This window comes from Caballeronia sp. NK8, from assembly GCF_018408855.1.
Classification (GTDB): Bacteria; Pseudomonadota; Gammaproteobacteria; order Burkholderiales; family Burkholderiaceae; genus Caballeronia.
Genome location: NZ_AP024325.1, coordinates 1,130,119 through 1,147,516, shown reverse-complemented (window position 1 = coordinate 1,147,516; position 17,398 = coordinate 1,130,119). Strand labels below are relative to the sequence as shown.

16 protein-coding genes are annotated in these 17,398 nt (G+C 63.9%); 9 read left to right on the top strand and 7 right to left on the bottom strand.

What is annotated here, in order from left to right; all coding sequences use genetic code 11:
* The first annotated feature begins 28 nt into the window (after nt 1–28).
* On the top strand, nt 29–313 hold the full coding sequence (locus tag NK8_RS30580; protein ID WP_213231903.1) for a DUF4148 domain-containing protein: 285 nt from the start codon (nt 29–31) through the stop codon (nt 311–313).
* Nucleotides 314–464: 151 nt separating this feature from the next.
* Complete coding sequence (locus tag NK8_RS30575) at nt 465–2,372, top strand: M60 family metallopeptidase (RefSeq protein WP_213231902.1); 1,908 nt, start codon at nt 465–467, stop codon at nt 2,370–2,372.
* Nucleotides 2,373–2,468: 96 nt separating this feature from the next.
* On the opposite strand, the gene NK8_RS30570 is transcribed toward NK8_RS30575, so the two are convergent.
* The 7 genes from NK8_RS30570 to NK8_RS30540 form a co-directional block, all read right to left on the bottom strand.
* A complete protein-coding gene (locus NK8_RS30570; RefSeq protein ID WP_213231901.1) occupies nt 2,469–3,341 on the bottom strand; it encodes an EAL domain-containing protein in 873 nt (290 codons plus the stop codon).
* Between the two features lie 303 nt (nt 3,342–3,644).
* Nucleotides 3,645–4,613 (bottom strand): spore coat protein U domain-containing protein, encoded by a 969-nt coding sequence (locus tag NK8_RS30565; RefSeq protein WP_213231900.1) that lies wholly within the window; start codon nt 4,611–4,613, stop codon nt 3,645–3,647.
* Entirely contained in the window at nt 4,610–7,048 is a 2,439-nt protein-coding gene (locus NK8_RS30560; protein ID WP_213231898.1) for a fimbria/pilus outer membrane usher protein, read from the bottom strand. Before NK8_RS30560 ends, NK8_RS30565 begins: the two co-directional genes overlap by 4 nt.
* 52 nt (nt 7,049–7,100) lie before the next feature.
* Entirely contained in the window at nt 7,101–7,808 is a 708-nt protein-coding gene (locus NK8_RS30555) for a molecular chaperone (protein ID WP_225936430.1), read from the bottom strand.
* 77 nt (nt 7,809–7,885) lie between these two features.
* Complete coding sequence (locus NK8_RS30550) at nt 7,886–8,395, bottom strand: spore coat U domain-containing protein (RefSeq protein WP_225936429.1); 510 nt, start codon at nt 8,393–8,395, stop codon at nt 7,886–7,888.
* A 170-nt stretch (nt 8,396–8,565) separates the two neighbouring features.
* Nucleotides 8,566–8,844, bottom strand: a complete 279-nt coding sequence (locus NK8_RS30545) for a hypothetical protein (protein WP_213231894.1) — start codon at nt 8,842–8,844, stop codon at nt 8,566–8,568.
* A gap of 87 nt (nt 8,845–8,931) precedes the next feature.
* Entirely contained in the window at nt 8,932–10,053 is a 1,122-nt protein-coding gene (locus NK8_RS30540; RefSeq protein ID WP_162070646.1) for an ABC transporter ATP-binding protein, read from the bottom strand.
* A gap of 178 nt (nt 10,054–10,231) precedes the next feature.
* Here NK8_RS30540 and NK8_RS30535 point away from each other — a divergent pair, with 178 nt between their 5' ends.
* The 7 genes from NK8_RS30535 to NK8_RS30505 are packed head-to-tail and all read left to right on the top strand — an operon-like array spanning nt 10,232 to nt 17,386.
* Nucleotides 10,232–11,602: a sugar ABC transporter substrate-binding protein gene (locus NK8_RS30535; protein ID WP_213231892.1), complete on the top strand. Its 1,371-nt coding sequence runs from the start codon at nt 10,232–10,234 to the stop codon at nt 11,600–11,602.
* A gap of 24 nt (nt 11,603–11,626) precedes the next feature.
* A complete protein-coding gene (locus tag NK8_RS30530) occupies nt 11,627–12,556 on the top strand; it encodes a carbohydrate ABC transporter permease (RefSeq protein ID WP_225936428.1) in 930 nt (309 codons plus the stop codon).
* A gap of 11 nt (nt 12,557–12,567) precedes the next feature.
* The gene (locus NK8_RS30525; RefSeq protein WP_174258157.1) at nt 12,568–13,419 is read left to right on the top strand and encodes a carbohydrate ABC transporter permease; all 852 of its coding nucleotides are present in this window, start codon (nt 12,568–12,570) and stop codon (nt 13,417–13,419) included.
* 32 nt (nt 13,420–13,451) lie between these two features.
* The gene (locus NK8_RS30520; protein WP_162070648.1) at nt 13,452–14,432 is read left to right on the top strand and encodes a sugar-binding transcriptional regulator; all 981 of its coding nucleotides are present in this window, start codon (nt 13,452–13,454) and stop codon (nt 14,430–14,432) included.
* Nucleotides 14,433–14,454: 22 nt separating this feature from the next.
* Entirely contained in the window at nt 14,455–15,201 is a 747-nt protein-coding gene (locus tag NK8_RS30515; protein ID WP_213233253.1) for an SDR family oxidoreductase, read from the top strand.
* A 36-nt stretch (nt 15,202–15,237) separates the two neighbouring features.
* Nucleotides 15,238–16,275 carry an NAD(P)-dependent alcohol dehydrogenase gene (locus tag NK8_RS30510; RefSeq protein WP_213231890.1) on the top strand — a complete coding sequence of 346 codons (1,038 nt, stop codon included), beginning with the start codon at nt 15,238–15,240 and terminating at the stop codon, nt 16,273–16,275.
* A gap of 37 nt (nt 16,276–16,312) precedes the next feature.
* On the top strand, nt 16,313–17,386 hold the full coding sequence (locus tag NK8_RS30505; protein WP_213231888.1) for an alcohol dehydrogenase catalytic domain-containing protein: 1,074 nt from the start codon (nt 16,313–16,315) through the stop codon (nt 17,384–17,386).
* Nucleotides 17,387–17,398 lie beyond the last annotated feature (12 nt).

The following is a 17,398-nucleotide window of genomic DNA, read 5'->3' as shown; positions in this document are numbered from 1 at the left end:
GTCGTCATCCATCTGGAGAAGATCGATCATGAACAAACGCACACCGTTGGCCGTACTCGCCATGTCCGTCGCCGCGCTCGTCGCGATGCCCGTCGCGCAGGCGCAGGACACGGCGGCATCCACGCCGAAGCAGGTCAAGAAAGCCGAACGCAAGGCGGCGCGCGCGAAGAAGAACGCCGAATTGAAAGAACTGGAGAAGAACGGCTATAACCCGGCCGGCGAGCAGACCAACTATCCGCAGAATCTGCAGAACGCGCAGGCGAAGATCAACGCGCAGAAGGCGGGCAAGCCCGCGCCGGCTTCGGCGCCGTAACGGGCGCCGAGCGCGTCGCGCGCTCAATCGAGCTGATACGACAACGTCGCGTTGATCCGCGGACTGCGCGACGTACGCTCGACCGGCGCATCACGTTTCAGATCTTCGATAAAGAGCCGGAGCCACGGCCGATGTAGCGGAGGATGCGGGCATGCGCTGGCGTTCATGGCTATTGATTCTCGCGTTGAGCGACGCGCACGCGGCATCGCGCTACTACGCGCCGGTGACGTTTTATCCGCACGACGCGGTGCGAATCTCGCGGTTCGCCTCGACGCCCGGCGCGATGCAGGTGCCGTACGGCGCGGGCGCGAAAGTGGAGGAAGGCGAGTTCTACATCGTCTCCAATGCATCGTTCAAGCTGTTGACCGCGCAAGTGCAACGGGACGGCACGATCGCGCTCGTGCAGGCGAAATGGACGCCCGAGCTTGCCGCGAGCCAGATCTGGACCGTGGATAAGGAAGGCAGCGGCTTTCGCCTCTATTCGAAGCTGTTCGGCCGCTACCTGACGCTCGGTGCCCGCGTCGGGCTGGAAGCGGCATCGGGCGAGGCGCGGCAGAACTGGAGCATCGAGGCCGATGCGAACGCGGTGACCATCGCCGCAACGGGCACGAAGACAGGACTCGCCATCGAGCATCACGCGCTGCGCGACGGCGCGTTTATCGAAGTGAACGCGCAGGCCGGGCAATGGCGTCTGTACAAGGTCGGGAACGAGACCGCAGATCATGCCTATCGCACGCTGGATGCAGGCGCGCGCTCGACGTACGACAACGTGGCGAAGCGATATCACCTGAACGCGTTCGCGCCCGATGCGATCGAGGCCGACCGGCTCGGCGGCTTTCGCTGGACCGACTATCATCCGTCGGGGTTGTACGTGTCGAAGGGCGAGTCCGTCGTGATCGACGTGACGGGCCTGTCCGACGATGGCCCCGATGGACTTGTCGTCATGATCGGCAACAAGAACGGTTTCTACAAACGCCAGCCGGCGGGCGACCCGCAGATGATCCTCGCGACCGAAGGGCGCAATGCGTTCGTCGCATCGCGCGATGGCCTGCTCTACTTCGAATACGTCGATAGCGGATTCAACGAGCGGCCGCGTCAGTCGATCGACGTTTCGGTGCGCGAAGGCGGCCGGCCGGTGCCGTTTTATATCGAAGGCGTGACGACAGCCGTCGAATGGCGCGCGATGCTGCAACGCTATGCAGATGCGCCGCTCATCGAGATGGTCGGCCGGCGTACGATGTTCACCGTCGCGCGCGCGATGTACGACAAGGCGGGCGCGGCGGACCCGGCGACGTTGCTCGGCTATGTCGAGCGCATCATGGGCTATCACGACGAAGTGTCCGGACTCGATGGTTCGAGCGCGCTCGATATGCCGTCGCCGTTGCGCGTGCATTTCATGCAGGACGCGATCTCGACGCATGCGGAATTGCAGAGCGCGTACATGTATGCGACGTACTACATGATCGGCCTGCCGATGAACAGCGCGGCGGAAACCGTGCTCAAGGTTCCGAAGGCGGATCAATGGGGCGTGTGGCATGAACTCGGCCACATGTATCAGCAATGGGACTGGACCTGGCCGGGCGTCACGGAAACCACGGTGAACATCTATTCGCTGCACGCGCTGCAACGTCTCGGCGCGCCGATGATGTCGCCGCTGCTGCAGGTCGTCGATGCGCGCGGCAGGAAGAATCGGCTGGAGCTCGCGGGACAGTATCTCGCGCAGCCGTCACGCAACTTTCTCGACGATGCTTCGTTTCCGGTGCCGTCGGAGGCGCTCTGGATCAGGCTCGTGATGTACGAGCAGTTGCGCCGCGCGCTCGGTGATGGCTTTTATGCGCGGCTGCACAAGCTTTATCGGCGGCAGCCGTTGACGGAAGGCGAAGGCGGGGACCGGAGCGAGGTTCAGACGTTCGTGTTGCGTGCCTGCGTGGCGGCGAATTTCGATCTGACGGATTTCTTCTCCCGATGGGGACTGCCGGTGGATGCGGCGACGCGTGCCGCTGTTGGGAGAGCGAGGTTGAAGGCGCCGGAGGAGGATTTGACGAGGGTGCGGATTTGATTGATTGCTCGTAACCCGAATAAATTATCGAAAAAAACGCCGGCACACATCTGTGCCGGGGGCTGCCAGAAGCACTTCACTTCGTCAATCCTTCAATCAAGCCGCATCGGCAAGCCTGATATCCCTCCGCGCCGGCCTGCGCCGCGCCGTCGCACTTGCGAGCCGCGCACCGGGCACGTTGTCGATGCCGAACACCGGCCGCGCCAGAAAGAATCCCTGCGCGAGCACATGCGGCCATTGCGCGATCCATTGCGCCTGCGCGGCCGTCTCCACGCCTTCGACGACGATCGCCACCTTCAACCGCGTCAGAAGCGCAAGCACCGACGAAAACACGATGCGCGCGTTCGGACAACGGGGCGCTTCGGACAGCAGTTCCTTCGCGATCTTCACCGTCCCGAAATCGATCGGCCCGAGCGCGGCGAGACACGAGTAACCCGTGCCGAAATCGTCCATCGCCACACTCACGCCCTTGTTCTTCAGCCGTCGCACGACCTTGGGCATCGACGGCATGCGCGTCAGATCCTCACTCTCCAGCAATTCGAGCTGTATGCAATCCGGCGCGACGCCGTGTGCCCCACAAATCGATTCCAGTCGCTCGGCGAAGCCCGGCAACGCCGCAACCGATGGCGGCACGTTCACCGCCACCGCGTAAGGTACGCCGCCGCTCGCGCGCCATGCTGCGATCTCGGACGCCACCGCGTCCAGCACGAACCACGTCAGTTCGCGCATGATCTCGGCGTCCTTGAACGCCTCGCTGAATGCGCCTGGCAGCAATACGCCGAACTCCGGATGACGCCAGCGAATCAGCGCTTCCATTTGGGTCAGCTCGCCGCTGTCGACTCGGTAGATTCCCTGATAGGCGATGCAGAACTCTCCGGCCTTCAGGCCCTGGAGCATGCGATGCCTGAATGCATGAGCTGAGTTCGGCGCGGCGTTCGCGACAGGCGAGCCGTGTGTCGTTCTTTTCATGCTGTAACCATCCCCTCCAGTTGGTCGTGCATGCGGTCGCACGAGTCGTGCCAGACGCAATACGCGTGCGCAACGAAGCATGCGTCAAGGCCAGGAGCCCGCAGCGCCAACGTTTGCGCCCCGTCAAACTTTGTCATGATTGCGCCATAACGCACCGCGACACGCCGGCAATTACGTAACAAAACCGTGACGCGTTACGGTTATGTGGGGTGGCGCACATAAGGCAGGAGTGCGTTGTTATGCCGTTTGCAGTATGTGCATGTCGATTCTGGAACATTTGTAATCCCGACTAGTGTCGATACTTCAATACGTGATCGTCGCGACGATCGTATCCATATAGTTACCCGCGCTCGGCGTCGCTTGCGGCAGGACGCGCGCGTAGACGGTGATCGCCTGGCTCGCGCCGGTGCCGGTGCCGGCCACGGTGGCGGTGCCGCCGGTGCCATCGCCCCAGGGTGTCGTGAACGCGGCGTTCTGATAGAGCTGATAGCGCACCTGCTCGCTGCCGCCGGCCTTCGTCATGCGCCGGTCCGCGACGCTCGCGCCGCTGCCGCTGCCCGCCGAAAGCGCAATGGAGTACGGATCATCGCTGGTGCATGCGACGCTCAGCGTGCCGCTCGCCGATAGCGCGCTGTTCAGCACGCCTGCCGTGCCGAAGTTGATATTGGTCGCGGCGAGCGTGCAATCGTTGATGACGGTCGCTGATACCGTGAACGAAAGCGGATTCGAATTCGGGGTGAGCGTCGAGCATGAGGGCGCAGATAACAAGTACTGCTGATACGTCATTTCGGCCTGCGTCGCACCGGAAAACGTCGACGTATAGACGCCCGCGACAAGCGATGTCTGTCCCGCAGGCATGCGCGCATAGAACGGAATCGTGCGGCTGCCCGACGCGATGCCGAGCGCGAGCGTGAGCGGAATGTCGACCGCGACGGCGCCATAGCTCGCCGAATGGCGCGAGCCCCACACGGTGCTGCCGGTCGTATCGGCGTAGAGGTTGTATTGCAGCGTGTTCGCGCCGTTCGCGGCGAGACGCGGCGCATACGACGCGCCGGCTGTGCCCGTACCGATGTTGATGCACGCGCGCACCGGCAAATTCAGCACGAAACCGGTGCACGTCACCGTGACGGACCCCGATACGCTCGCGCTCGAGGAAGTCGCGGGCGCGATCGAGCCGAAGTTGATGCTCGATATCGACGCCGTGCAGACCTGCGCGCGAACGGGCGCGATCGACAGCAGCATCAGTGCGATGAAAAGCGCGAGGCGTGTCATCGCGATACGTCTCCGCAGGTGAACGGCCCGAGCGTCGGCAGGCCGTGGCCTTGCGCCTTGTAAGGCACGCTCGCTTCGCAGTGCTTGCCGGCCACGGACGCATCGAGCATGTTCGAGCGCGCGAGATCGTCGATGAAGGCGAGGCCGTCGTACCCCACCACATAGTGCTTGCCCGTTTCGCGATGCGTAAGCTCCGTGCCCACCGGCAAGGGCTTGCCGCCCGCATCGACGAGTTGCAGTTGCGCGCCCGTGAAGCCGCGCAGCGGAAAACGCGCGAGCACGCCGGCACGCGCCTGCGGCGCGAGATTGAGCTGCGTCGTGCCGACGGCGGTATCGACGGGCAGGTCCAGCGGATCGATCGCGAGATGGTTCGCCTGATACGCGACGAGATCCGGCACGAGCAGATGCCCCGCGCCATTGGTCTTGCCGATCTCGCGATTCTCGTGCAGCACGGGCACGTTCGCGACGCCATCGGTGGAGACGAGCGCGAAGGCGTCGTCGATGCGGCGGCCCGCGAGCACGTCGCCCGCCATCAGCACGAGCGAGCCCGATGCGTCGAGCTCGCCGTACACGCGCGAGTCCACGCTCGCGACGGTCGCGAGCAGATCGCCGTAGCGCCCGCGATACGCGCCTTGCGCGAGCGACTGCTGGATGCCGTTCTGGCGCGCGGTCTGCACTTGCCAGCCGAAGCCGCCGCCGTAGTCGGCGGTCTTCGTGACGGCGGCGCCGAAGAGCGGCTTGCCGTGATCGGCGCCCGCATCGACGCTCGCATTGAGCGCGCCGCCGAGCGCAAAGCTCAGCGCGACGAACACGCCGGTGTTATGCGTGTCGCCGAAGTCGTGATACACGCTCGCGGAAAGCGACGTGCCGTGCGGAAGGGTCGTCGTCCAGGCGAGCGAACCGATGCGCGAATCGCCGTAATACGGATCGTCGAGCCCGACGAAGCTCGCGCTCGCGGTGCTGGTCGAACCGAACACGCGCAGCGGCGCGGCGAGCGTCGCGCGATAGGTCGAGCGCGGCACGGGCGTGCCTTCGGCGGAGGCGAGGTCGCTGTAATGCGCGGTCGCCTTTTGGGCTTGCAGATCGATGGAAAGCTCCGGCGTGCGCCATTGCCATCCCGCCGAGACCTGCATGCCGCCGCCGCCTTGGGCCGGCTGCACGACGATGGGCGTCGCTTCGTTCGCGAAGCCGCCGAAGAAGCCGGGCGGATACGCATAGACCTGCGCGGTGTTCGCGCCGCCGTTGCCCGCGCTGCCCGCGAGCGAGACGTTGAACACGCCCGCCTGCCCGATACCGAACAACATGCCGATGCCCGCGTTGTACACGCCGCGCGTCGCTTCGCCGTGGGCTTCGAAGGTGAACGTATCGGTGACGCCGCGCCGCAGCGACGCGGAAATCGACGGATCGCCCGCATAGTCGAACGAGCGCAATGCATACGCACGCCGCACGAAACCGGCTTCGACGGAAAAATCGGTGAGGCCGCGCGCGAGCAGACGTGCATCGATGTAGAGCGGCACGGTGGTCATCACGCTGCGCCCGAGCACGTCGCGGCTCACGATGACGGCTTCGCCCGCGCCGTTGATGGCCGGCACGGCGTTGATGACGAACGGCCCCGACGGTGCATTGCCGCTGAATTGACGCACGTTGTTCACATAGAGATCGACGGCGCTCGGCACCGCCGCCGAACCGGCGAGCGCGGGCACCGGATACGTGATCAGATCCGGGCGCAGGCCGAAATCGCGCGACACCTGCGCGCCGCCCATGCGTACCGGCCGCGTCCACGTGAGCGACGACGAGATCGTGTCGCCGAGACGCGTCGTCACGAGCGATGCGGCGTCCGAATGCGTCCACGACGTATCGAGCCGCACGTAGCGGCGTCGATCCGCATACCAGTACGCGGTGCCGGTGTTGTCGAACACGCCGCCGGGATAGAAGAAGCGTTGCTCGCTGTAGAGGCCGTATTGCGTCGGCGAGTTGGTCTGCACGCTCGCTTCGTAGTTGATGACGAGACCCGTGCCCGTCGCGGTCGTCGGCGGGCGCGCGGGCGTGTTGGCGAGCGAGGCGGGCAGGCGGCGCGCGTCGCTCGCGTCGAAATCGATGCGCTGCCGCTCCGGCCGATACGTATAGCGCAGGCCCGGCACGAAACCGAGCGCGATGCGGCCTTGCGCGTCGGGCTGCAGATCGTCGGTTCTGAGGCCGATGTCGCGCAGTTCGTCGGCGCTCGCGTAGATCATCGTGTCGGTCACGAAGAATTGCGCGATCTTCTGCGTCGACGTGCCGTTGATCGCGACTTCGAGATGCAACGCGCCCTGAGCGTTCGATACGGCATTGCCCGCGACCGGCAGCGCGGCTTTCGATACGGCGGCGAGCATCGCGGGCATGTCATCGGCTCGCGTCTGCGCGCACATCGACGCGAGCACGCAGAGCGGCGCCATCCAGCGTGTGTGGGAACGTCGATGACGACGAACGTGGCATCGCATCCACGGCTCAGCGATCAGTCGGCGGTCCGCCGACGCTCACGCGCACCGTCACCGGCTCGCCGTTGACGAGCGCATGCACCGTCGCCGAGGTGACGTTCGCGGGCGCGTTGGGCACGGGCCAGCGGCGCGTCGCGCGCGGCAGCGCATAGCCGAGCAATCCCGCGGACACGGGTGTCGACTGGCCGTTCCCCCAGTCGAGGCGCACGCGGCTCAGTTGCGCGTGGAGATCGGTGGGGTTCGACGCGCGCAGCATCAGCGGGGCGCCGTCCTGCGCATCCTTTCGTTCGAGCGTCAGGGCGAGCGGCGGCGCGCGCTCATCGGATGCGCCCACGAACACCGGCACCGAATAGCGCAATTGCATGCGTACGCCCGTCGCCGACGCGCCTTGCCCGTTGGGAATCTCGTCGATCAGCAGGCGGTAGGTCTCCTCGCGCTCGAGCGGCGCGTTGCTCACCCGCAGGATGCGGATCGTCTGATCGCCATTGGGCGCGATGCGTACGATCGGCGGACTCGCGACGATCGCCGCCGTGCGTTCCAGATGGTCTTCGTCGAGCGACTGCGTCCACGCGAACACGCGCACCTGCGCATTGAGCGGCACGGTGCCGTCGTTGTGCAGCGTGAGCGCGGCGGCGGGTTTGTCGGCGGACAGATCGAGCCGGATCGGCGACACCTGCAACGCCGCCGCCGACGCGACATGCGTCATCGACAGCCCCATGACCGACGCGAAAACGCAAGCGACAGCGCGCCTCCCGAGCCGTCGCGCGGCCCGTTCAAACTGCGGATCGCGCATGCCTAGAAAGTAATGGTCGCGGTGACGGTCGACGTATACGTGCCGGCGGCGGGCGTGTTCTGCGGCGCGACGCGACCATAGACCGTCAAAGTCTGCGCGGCGCCCGTGCCGGTGCCCGATTGCGTGTCGGTGCCGACCGTCTGCCCCCAGACGAGCGTGCGCGCGGCATCCCTATAGAGCTGGTAGCCGACCGTCGGCGCGGGCGTGCCGGTGCCCGAAAGCAGGCGGTTCGGAATGGTCGAGCCGGTGACCGAGCCCGCGTCCAGGCCGACGTTATACGCGGCGCCATTGGAGCAGGTGACCGAAAGCGTCGTAGTCTGGTCGATGTTCGCCGCGATGACGCCCGAATTGCCGAAGTTCAGCGGATTGGCCGCGATCTGGCAATCGTTCTGAAGCGTGAGGGACACCGTGAAAGTGGTGGTGCGGGTGGCCGCGCCGACGCCGGATGGAATGAGCGGCCCGGTGGCCAGCGCGAGTGATACGAATGAAACCGCGATCGACTGACGACGCATTCTTCACCTCGTTATTTTTTTTAGGTGTCCGTGCTCGCCAACGTTTGCTTCATCTCCGTCGCTGCGCTGGCGTCTCGGTGGACGCTTTCATTTTTGTTTATTCCTCAGACAGAAGACGTGAGAGTTTGTAACGATGCGCGGTAAATTCGACCGCATCGAAACGCCGCCGTTTAGAACGCGATTTCGACGATCGAAGTATTGCCTTTGCGCCTGACGTCGGCCACGCTAAAGCTCGCGAAGTATTCGCCGGTCAGAATGCGGTACTGTCCGCCCGCCGAGCAGGCGACCGCCGGGTGGTGCGCGTTGGTGTCGAGCGTGCAGATATCGAAGATGGTGAGCGTGACGGGCAACTCGACGCTGCCGATGGCGGCGCGCGTCGACGATGACGAGCCGATGACGAGCGCGAGCACGATGGCCCACGCCGCGAGCGAGCGAATGGGGAATGCCATGGGGTTCACGGAATGCGGACGAAAATCTGCGGCGCGCGGATGCGCCGCTTATCCTCGTTTACGGCAGTTTTCCCGTGAACTTGATCGTCAGGCGGTCGCCGTCTGCGCGACCGGCCGCATGCGTTCCAGCGCGCTGCCGTCCTCGCGGAACAGATGCACGTGCCGGATGCTGAAGCCCGCATTCAGCCGCTGTCCTTCCACCGCCGTCGATTCGCCCGAACCCTTCACCTGAATCACGAGTTCGTTCGGCAGCCGCAGATGCAACAGCGTCTCGCCGCCGAGATGCTCGATCACCATGACTTCGCCGGTGAGACCGCTGTCGATATCGCCGCCGCTCGCTTCGATGAAATGCTCGGGCCGGATGCCGAGCGTGAGCGTCTCGCCCGCCTTCACCGACGATCCCGCGAACGGCAGCGTGAGCGTCTCGCCGCCGGGCAGCTCGATAGTGACGCCCGCCGCATCGACGCGCATCACCCGCACGTCCATGAAGTTCATCTTCGGCGAGCCGATAAAGCCCGCGACGAAACGGTTATGCGGCGTGCGATACAGCTCCAGCGGCGAACCGATCTGCTCGACACGCCCGTGATTCAGCACGACGATGCGATCGGCCATGGTCATGGCTTCGGTCTGATCGTGCGTGACGTAGATCATCGTTGCGTTGAGTTGCTTGTGCAGCTTGATGAGTTCGAGGCGCATCTGCACGCGCAAGGCGGCATCGAGATTGGAGAGCGGTTCGTCGAAGAGAAAGACTTTCGGCTCGCGCACGATCGAGCGGCCGATGGCGACGCGCTGACGCTGTCCGCCCGACAGCGCGCGCGGACGCCGTTCGAGCAACTGACCGATCTGCAGAATCTCCGCCGCGCGATGCACGCGTTCCTTGATCTGCGCTTCGGGCAGCTTGAGCATGCGCAGCCCGAACGCGATGTTCTCGTACACCGACATGTGCGGATAGAGCGCATACGACTGAAACACCATCGCGACGCCGCGTTGCGATGGTTCGAGATCGGTGACGTCCTCGCCGCCGATCAGGACCTGGCCTGAATCGCTGCGTTCGAGTCCGGCGATGGTGCGCAGCAAGGTGGATTTTCCGCAGCCCGAAGGACCGACGAAAACCATGAACTCGCGATCGGTCACTTCGATGTCGATGCCCTTCAACACCTCCACGCCCGCAAAGGTCTTGCGGATCTGCTGCAAATGAACTGCGCTCATACGTGTCTCCTGTGTGCTGCTGCGGCAGCGCAGCATCGGGATGCATCGTCGAATTTGTTCTTGACAACCTGTTCGCGCCAAAATATACAATTGTAAAACCGAAATTACAAGTGAAACGAAGGACGAGGCAGACGAATCCGCAAGCCGTACCCGCTCGATAAAAACCAAGGAGACAGGCATGAAGAAGCGCTTCATCCCGGCCACGCAACTCGGCCCGATCAAACACGTCGCCGCGGTCGCGCTATTGGCGGCGAGCGCGGCGTTCGCCGCCTCGAATGCGCAGGCCTGGACTCTGAAGGAAGCGGCTCAGCCATATTCGGGCACCACGATCAAGGCCATCTTTCTTGACCGGCCGGGCTACAAGGCGGCGCAGCAACTGATCCCGCAGTTCGAGAAAGAGACGGGCATCAAGGTGCGCTGGGACGTGATCCCGTACGAGAACACGCGTGAGAAGGAAGTGCTCAACTTCGTCGGCGGCGGCGATCAGGACATCGTGCTCGTCGACGTGGTGTGGATCGGTGAATTCGCGAGCAACAAATGGCTCGTGCCGATCAAGAAGTTCACCGACGACCCGAAGCTCGCGGACCCGAACCTTAACCTCAAGGGCTTCTTCCCGATCCTGCTCGATTCGTTCGGCACATGGGACAAGGTCGCCTACGGCCTGCCGTTCGATAACTATTCGGGCCTCATGTTCTACAACAAGTGCATGCTGAAGGACGCAGGCTTCGACGAGCCGCCGAAGACCTGGGACGAGCTGCTCAACACTTACGCGCCGAAGCTCACGAAGGGCGACAAGTTCGCGTTCGCGCTGCAATCGCGGCGCGGCGAAACGCAATCGGCGGATAGCTTCATGCGCGTGCTGTGGCCGAACGGCGGCTCGCTGCTCGACGCGAAGTTCAAGTCGAACCTGATGTCGCCGCAATCGCAGGCGGGCCTGGAATATCGGCAGAAGCTGATGAAGTACATGCCGCCGGGCATCGTCGATTTCGATCATGCGGAAGCGGTGAATGCGCTCGCGCAAGGTCAGGTCGCGATGATCACCGAATGGTCCGCGTTCTATCCGACGCTCACCGATCCCAGCAAGTCCAAGCTCGGCAACTGTCTTGCGATCACCACCGAACCGAAGGGCCCCGCTGGTCTGAAGCCCGCGCTCGGCGGCTTCTCGCTCGCGGTGAACGCGAAGTCGAATGCGAAGAAGCAGGCGGCGTCGTGGCTGTTCATCCAATGGATCACGTCCGAAGCCATGGCGAAGCCTTACCTCGAAGCGGGCGGCGTGCCGGCGCGCATGGCTATCTATCAGGACAAGGCCGTGCAGGACAAGTATCCGTTCGTCAAGCCGATGGTCGAATCGTGGCAAGGCGGCGTGCCGGATTATCGTCCGCGCTTCCCCGAATGGCCGGCGGTGTCGGAAGTCATCGGAGAATGGGGCAGCAAGATGATGCTCGGTCAGGTGACGGTGAAGGAGGGCGCGCAGACCATCGGTCAGAAGACCGAGGACATCCTGAAGAAAGCGGGCTATTACGACGGCAAGAAGCCCTTGCTGAAGTAAGTTCAAGGAACCGGAGGCGATCGAATGGCATCACCCGCACTGCACGCGCGAGGACCGCGCAAGCCCGCGCGTTACTTCGGCATCCTGCCGCGTTCGCCCGCCTTCTGGTTCCTGATTCCCGCGATCGCCGCGCTCGCGATCATCGGCGTCTATCCACTGCTGCTCGCGCTCTACAACTCGTTTCATCAGTACAAGCTCGCGGATCTCGCCTCGGGCACGCCATGGGTCGGCGTCGACAACTACATCGCGACGCTGACCGATCCGACCTTCTGGGAAGCACTCGGGCGCACAGCGCTGTTCCTGTGCCTCACGTTGCCGATCGAAGTCGCGCTCGGCCTGTTCGCCGCGCTTCTGCTGCATCGCACGGACCTGCGCTGGATGCGCGCGGCCGCGCGCGTGAGCCTCGTGATCCCGATGGCCACGACCTATGCGGTGGTGGGCCTCATCGGGCGTCTGCTCTTCAACCGGCAGTTCGGCGTGGCGAACTATCTGACGGGCTTGCTCGGCATTCCGCCGCAAGACTGGCTCGCGGACCCGACGCTCGCGTTCGTCTCCGTGATGATCATGGATATCTGGCAGTGGACGCCGTTCTGCGCGCTGATCCTGCTGGCCGGACTCTCGATGGTGCCGAAGGAAGCGGAAGAGGCCGCGCGCCTCGAAACGCCCAAGTGGAGCATGATCCTCTGGCATCTCCAGCGGCCTTACCTGCTGCCGGGCCTGACTGCCATTCTCATTCTCCGTTCCGCCGACATGCTCAAGATGTTCGACGCCGTCTTCACGATGACGCGCGGCGGGCCCGGTGCCGCGACGGAGTTCATCAGCGTCTATATCCAGCGCGTGGGCTTTCGTCTCTTCGATCAGGGCTTGGCATCCGCGCAGGCGATCATCCTGCTCATCCTGACGATCGTGCTATCACGTCTTTATATCCGTTTCGTGTATCGGGAGGCCGCGTGAGTTCACCGACTTTGCAGACCACGCAACGCGCGAAGCGTGCGCGCGCGGCAAGAAAGCGCGCCACCGTATGGCATTTTCTCGGCCTCGTCGTTGTGTTCATGTCGTCCGTGTTTCCGTTCTACTGGATGGTCACGACGAGCCTGAAAAGCCAGGCCGACGCGCTCGCGTATCCGCCGAAATGGCTGTTCTCGCCGACGTTCCATCACTACTCGGCGGCGCTGTTCGAGCATGACGTCGCGGGCAGTCTCCTGAACTCGCTGATCATCGCGAGCAGCACGACGGTGCTCGCGATCCTGCTCGGCGCGCCCGCGGCGTACGCGCTCGCGCGCTATGAATTCCGCGGCAAGGAAGACCTGTGGTTCTGGTTCATCTCGAACCGCATGGTGAGCCCGGTCGTGCTCGCGGTGCCGTTCTTCCTGATCGCGACGAAGCTCGATCTCGTCGATACCCATATCGTGCTGATTCTGCTCTATCTGACCTTCTCGCTGCCGATCGTCGTATGGATCTGCACGGACCAGTTCCGCAACATTCCCGTGGAACTCGACGAAGCCGCGCGGCTCGATGGCGCATCGCCCTGGCGCGTGTTCTGGCGCATCAACCTGCCGCTCGCGATGCCGGGCATCGTGGTGTCGGCGATCTTCGCTTTCATCTTCTCGTGGAACGACCTGCTCTACGCGCTCGTGCTGACGCGCAGCGACGCGATCACATCGCCCGTCGCCGCGACGAGCTACATGAGCGGCTATGAGTTGCCGTGGGGCGAAATCATGGCGACGGGCACGCTGATCGTGCTGCCGATGGTGATCTTCGCGTTGCTCGTCTCGGGCCGACTGGTGCAAGGCCTGACGATGGGCGCGGTGAAATAGAATCGCGTCCTTTCAATGAACAACGAAACGACATGAGCAAGAGCGCACCGCCCATCGCCATCGCCGAAGTGGACGATTCCATCGACTCGGAAGAAGAGTTGCAGGCGCGCGTCGCGTGGCATTACTACGTCGGCAATCTGACGCAGCAGGAGATCGCGCAGCGCATCGGCAGCAACCGGGTGCGCGTGAACCGGCTGCTTGCGGCGAGCCGCGAATCCGGCCTCGTGCAGATCACGATCAACAGCAAGATCGCGCCGTGCGTCGCGCTGGAGGAGGCGCTCGCGAAGCGCTTCGGCCTCGAATGCGCGGTGGTGGTGCCGAGCGGCGCGAACAACGAAGCGAACAACGCGGCGCTCGGCATCGGCGCGGCCGCGTACTTCGCCAAGCAGATCGTTGCAGGGCAAACCATCGGCCTGGGCTGGGGCCGCACGATCCGCGCCGTGCTGCGCGCGATGCCGCAGCGCACTTATGGCGCGGTGTCGGCGGTGTCGTTGCAGGGCGGTCTGTCGCATTGCCCGAGCATCAACACGTTCGATATCGTGTCGGACTTCGCGAACATCTGCCGCGCCGATGGTTATCTCTTCGCCGCGCCGATCTACGTGAGCAGTCAGAAAGCGCGCGACGTGATCCTCCAGGAAGACACCGTGCGCGAGACCTATGAACTCGCGCGCAATGCCGACCTCGCATTGCTCACCTGCGGCGATCTGACGGAATCGCTCGTGGTGACCTACGGCATCGACAACCCCGAGCAATTGCGCACGCTGCAAAAGGCGGGCGCCGTCGGCGACATGCTCGGTCATTTCATGGATGAGGACGGCGAGCTGATCGACCATCCGCTGAACCGCCGCACCGTGGCGATCACGCTGGACGATCTGCGCAAGATCAAGCGCGTGATTCTCGTGAGCGGCGGCAAGAAGAAGTTTCATGTGACGCGCGCGGCGTTGCGCGGGCGCTATCCGTCCGTGCTCGTGACCGATGAAGACACCGCGCGACGGCTCTGCGAGGAGCCTTGAAAAGGCCTTGAAAGACGACACCATGACGACCATCGACAGAAACCGCGAGTTCGCGGGCAAGACCGTGCTCGTCACGGGCGCGGGCAAGGGCATTGGCCATGCGACGGTTCATCTGCTGATCGAACGCGGCGCGCGCGTGATCGCGCTGAGCCGCAGCGCCGCCGATCTCGACGCGTTGAAGAACGAGACGGGTTGCGAAATCATCGCGGTCGATCTCGCCGACGCCAACGCGGCGCGCGAGACTGCGCGCGCCGTGCAACCCGTCGATCTGCTCGTGAACAACGCGGGTATTGCCGTGCTGGAGCCGTTTCTCGACACGACCGTCGAAGCCTTCGATCTGACCATGAGCGTGAATCTGCGCGCCACGATGATCGTCGCGCAGGAGTGCGCGAAAAGCATGATCGCGCGCGGCGCGGGTGGATCGATCGTCAACGTATCGAGCTTGTCGGCGAATGTGGGCTTTGCGTTGCACGCGGCGTATTGCGCATCGAAAGGCGGACTCGACGCGATGACGCGCGTGATGGCCAACGAACTCGGCCCGCACGGCATTCGCGTGAACGCCGTGCTTCCGACCGTCACGATGACGCCGATGGGCGAACGCGCCTGGAGCGATCCCGCCAAATCCGCACCGATGCTCGCGCGCATTCCGATGAACCGTTTTGTTCAGCCGGTGGAAGTGGCGCGCACGATCGCCTATCTGCTCAGCGACGATTCGAGCATGGTGAGCGGAGTGAGCCTGCTGGTCGACGGCGGATTCCAGTCCTGCTGATACTGATAGCGCATATTTTCTGTCAAAGGAACGACGATGGAAGCACTGGTTCTAGAGGAAGCAAAACGCATCAGCCTGCGTCCGTTCAGCCTGCCGCAGGTCGTGGGCCCGCGCGACGTGCGTATCAGGATTCATACGGTCGGCATTTGCGGCAGCGACATTCACTACTATCAGCACGGCCGCATCGGGCCTTTCGTCGTGAACGAACCGATGGTGCTGGGGCACGAGGCATCGGGCACGGTCGTCGAAGTCGGCGAGGAGGTGAGGCATCTGAAGGCGGGCGATCGCGTGTGCATGGAACCGGGCGTGCCGGACATGGAGTCGCGCGCGTCGCGCGAAGGTCTCTATAACCTCGATCCCAAAGTGCGCTTCTGGGCGACGCCGCCGGTGCATGGCTGCCTCGCGCCTTTTGTCGTGCACCCGGCCGCGTTCACGTACAAGCTGCCGGACAACGTGAGCTTTGCGGAAGGTGCGATCGTCGAGCCATTGTCGATCGGCTTGCAGGCCGCGAAGAAAGCGGCGATCAAGCCGGGCGATGTGGCCGTGGTGCTCGGCGCGGGGACGATCGGCATGATGTGCGCGCTCGCCGCGCTCGCGGGCGGATGCAGCCGTGCGATCGTGTGCGATCTCGTGCCGGAGAAGCTCGATCTGATCGGTGGCGTGCAGGGCGTCACGGCGGTGAACATCCGTGAGCAGCGCGCGCTCGACGTGGTGCATGAACTCACGGACGGCTGGGGCGCGAACATCGTGTTCGAGGCGAGCGGCAACGAGAAGGCATTCGAAGGCATCGTCGATCTGTTGTGTCCGGGCGGTTGCCTCGTGCTCGTAGGCATGCCGCAGCGCGCGATTCCGCTCGATGTCGTCGCGGTGCAGATCAAGGAAGCGCGCATCGAATCGGTATTTCGCTATGCAAACATTTTTCCTCGCGCGATTCAGTTGATCGCCTCCGGCAGGCTCGACGTAAAACCGTTCATCTCGCGGACCTTCCCGTTTGCGGAAGGCATCAGGGCGTTCGAGGAAGCGGCGAGCGGCGTGCCGACCGACGTGAAGGTGCAGATCGTCCTGGAAGCATGAGTTCGCCATTCATCATATAACTACACGGAGACACGTCATGGCCGATTCAGAGATGACGGCGATCGTATGCCGCGCACCGAAGGACTATCGGGTGGAGCGCGTGCAGCGTCCGAGCGCCGCGAGAAACGAACTCGTGATTCGCATCGCCGCATGCGGCATCTGCGCGAGCGACTGCAAATGCTGGTCGGGGGCGAAGATGTTCTGGGGCGGTCCCAACCCGTGGGTGAAGGCGCCGGTCATTCCGGGACATGAGTTCTTCGGTTATGTCGAAGAACTGGGCGAAGGCGCGCAAGAGCACTTCGGCGTGCGGAAGGGCGATCGCGTGATCGCCGAGCAGATCGTGCCCTGCGCGAAATGCCGCTATTGCAAGTCCGGCGAATACTGGATGTGCGAAGTGCACAATATCTTCGGCTTTCAGCGCGAAGTGGCCGATGGCGGCATGGCCGAGTACATGCGCTTTCCGCCGACGGCGATCGTCCACAAGATTCCCGATGGCATCTCGCTCGAAGACGCGGCGATCATCGAGCCGCTCGCCTGCGCGATCCATACGGTGAATCGCGGCGATATCCAGTTGAATGACGTCGTCGTGATCGCGGGAGCCGGGCCGCTCGGCCTGATGATGACGCAGGTCGCGCATCTGAAGACGCCGAAGAAGCTCGTCGTGATCGATCTCGTCGAAGAGCGTCTCGCCCTGGCGCGCGAATACGGCGCGGACATCACGATCAACCCGAAGACCGACGACGCGCTGGAGACGATCCGCTCGATCACCGATCGCTACGGCTGCGACGTGTATATCGAAACGACGGGTGCGCCCGCGGGCGTGACACAAGGGCTGGAACTGATTCGCAAGCTCGGACGCTTCGTCGAGTTCTCGGTGTTCGGCGCCGATACGACTGTCGACTGGTCGATCATCGGCGACCGCAAGGAACTCGACGTGCGCGGCGCGCATCTCGGGCCGTATTGTTATCCGATCGCGATTGATCTGCTCGCGCGCGGCCTCGTCACGTCGAAGGGCATCGTCACGCACGGCTTCACGCTGGAAGAGTGGGACGAGGCTATCGCGGTCGCGAATTCGCTCGACTCGATCAAGGTGCTGCTCAAGCCGAAGTGATTGCGTTCGAAA

Bases quoted from the DNA above. Each gene is read 5' to 3' on its own strand.
- NK8_RS30515 (WP_213233253.1), top strand. From the start codon at position 14,455: ATGACGACCATCGACAGAAACCGCGAGTTCGCGGGCAAGACCGTGCTC.
- NK8_RS30580 (WP_213231903.1), top strand. From the start codon at position 29: ATGAACAAACGCACACCGTTGGCCGTACTCGCCATGTCCGTCGCCGCG.
- NK8_RS30510 (WP_213231890.1), top strand. From the start codon at position 15,238: ATGGAAGCACTGGTTCTAGAGGAAGCAAAACGCATCAGCCTGCGTCCG.
- NK8_RS30505 (WP_213231888.1), top strand. From the start codon at position 16,313: ATGGCCGATTCAGAGATGACGGCGATCGTATGCCGCGCACCGAAGGAC.
- NK8_RS30520 (WP_162070648.1), top strand. From the start codon at position 13,452: ATGAGCAAGAGCGCACCGCCCATCGCCATCGCCGAAGTGGACGATTCC.
- NK8_RS30575 (WP_213231902.1), top strand. From the start codon at position 465: ATGCGCTGGCGTTCATGGCTATTGATTCTCGCGTTGAGCGACGCGCAC.
- NK8_RS30545 (WP_213231894.1), bottom strand. From the start codon at position 8,844: ATGGCATTCCCCATTCGCTCGCTCGCGGCGTGGGCCATCGTGCTCGCG.
- NK8_RS30570 (WP_213231901.1), bottom strand. From the start codon at position 3,341: ATGAAAAGAACGACACACGGCTCGCCTGTCGCGAACGCCGCGCCGAAC.
- NK8_RS30530 (WP_225936428.1), top strand. From the start codon at position 11,627: ATGGCATCACCCGCACTGCACGCGCGAGGACCGCGCAAGCCCGCGCGT.
- NK8_RS30565 (WP_213231900.1), bottom strand. From the start codon at position 4,613: ATGACACGCCTCGCGCTTTTCATCGCACTGATGCTGCTGTCGATCGCG.
- NK8_RS30550 (WP_225936429.1), bottom strand. From the start codon at position 8,395: ATGCGTCGTCAGTCGATCGCGGTTTCATTCGTATCACTCGCGCTGGCC.
- NK8_RS30535 (WP_213231892.1), top strand. From the start codon at position 10,232: ATGAAGAAGCGCTTCATCCCGGCCACGCAACTCGGCCCGATCAAACAC.
- NK8_RS30540 (WP_162070646.1), bottom strand. From the start codon at position 10,053: ATGAGCGCAGTTCATTTGCAGCAGATCCGCAAGACCTTTGCGGGCGTG.
- NK8_RS30555 (WP_225936430.1), bottom strand. From the start codon at position 7,808: ATGGGGCTGTCGATGACGCATGTCGCGTCGGCGGCGGCGTTGCAGGTG.
- NK8_RS30560 (WP_213231898.1), bottom strand. From the start codon at position 7,048: ATGGCGCCGCTCTGCGTGCTCGCGTCGATGTGCGCGCAGACGCGAGCC.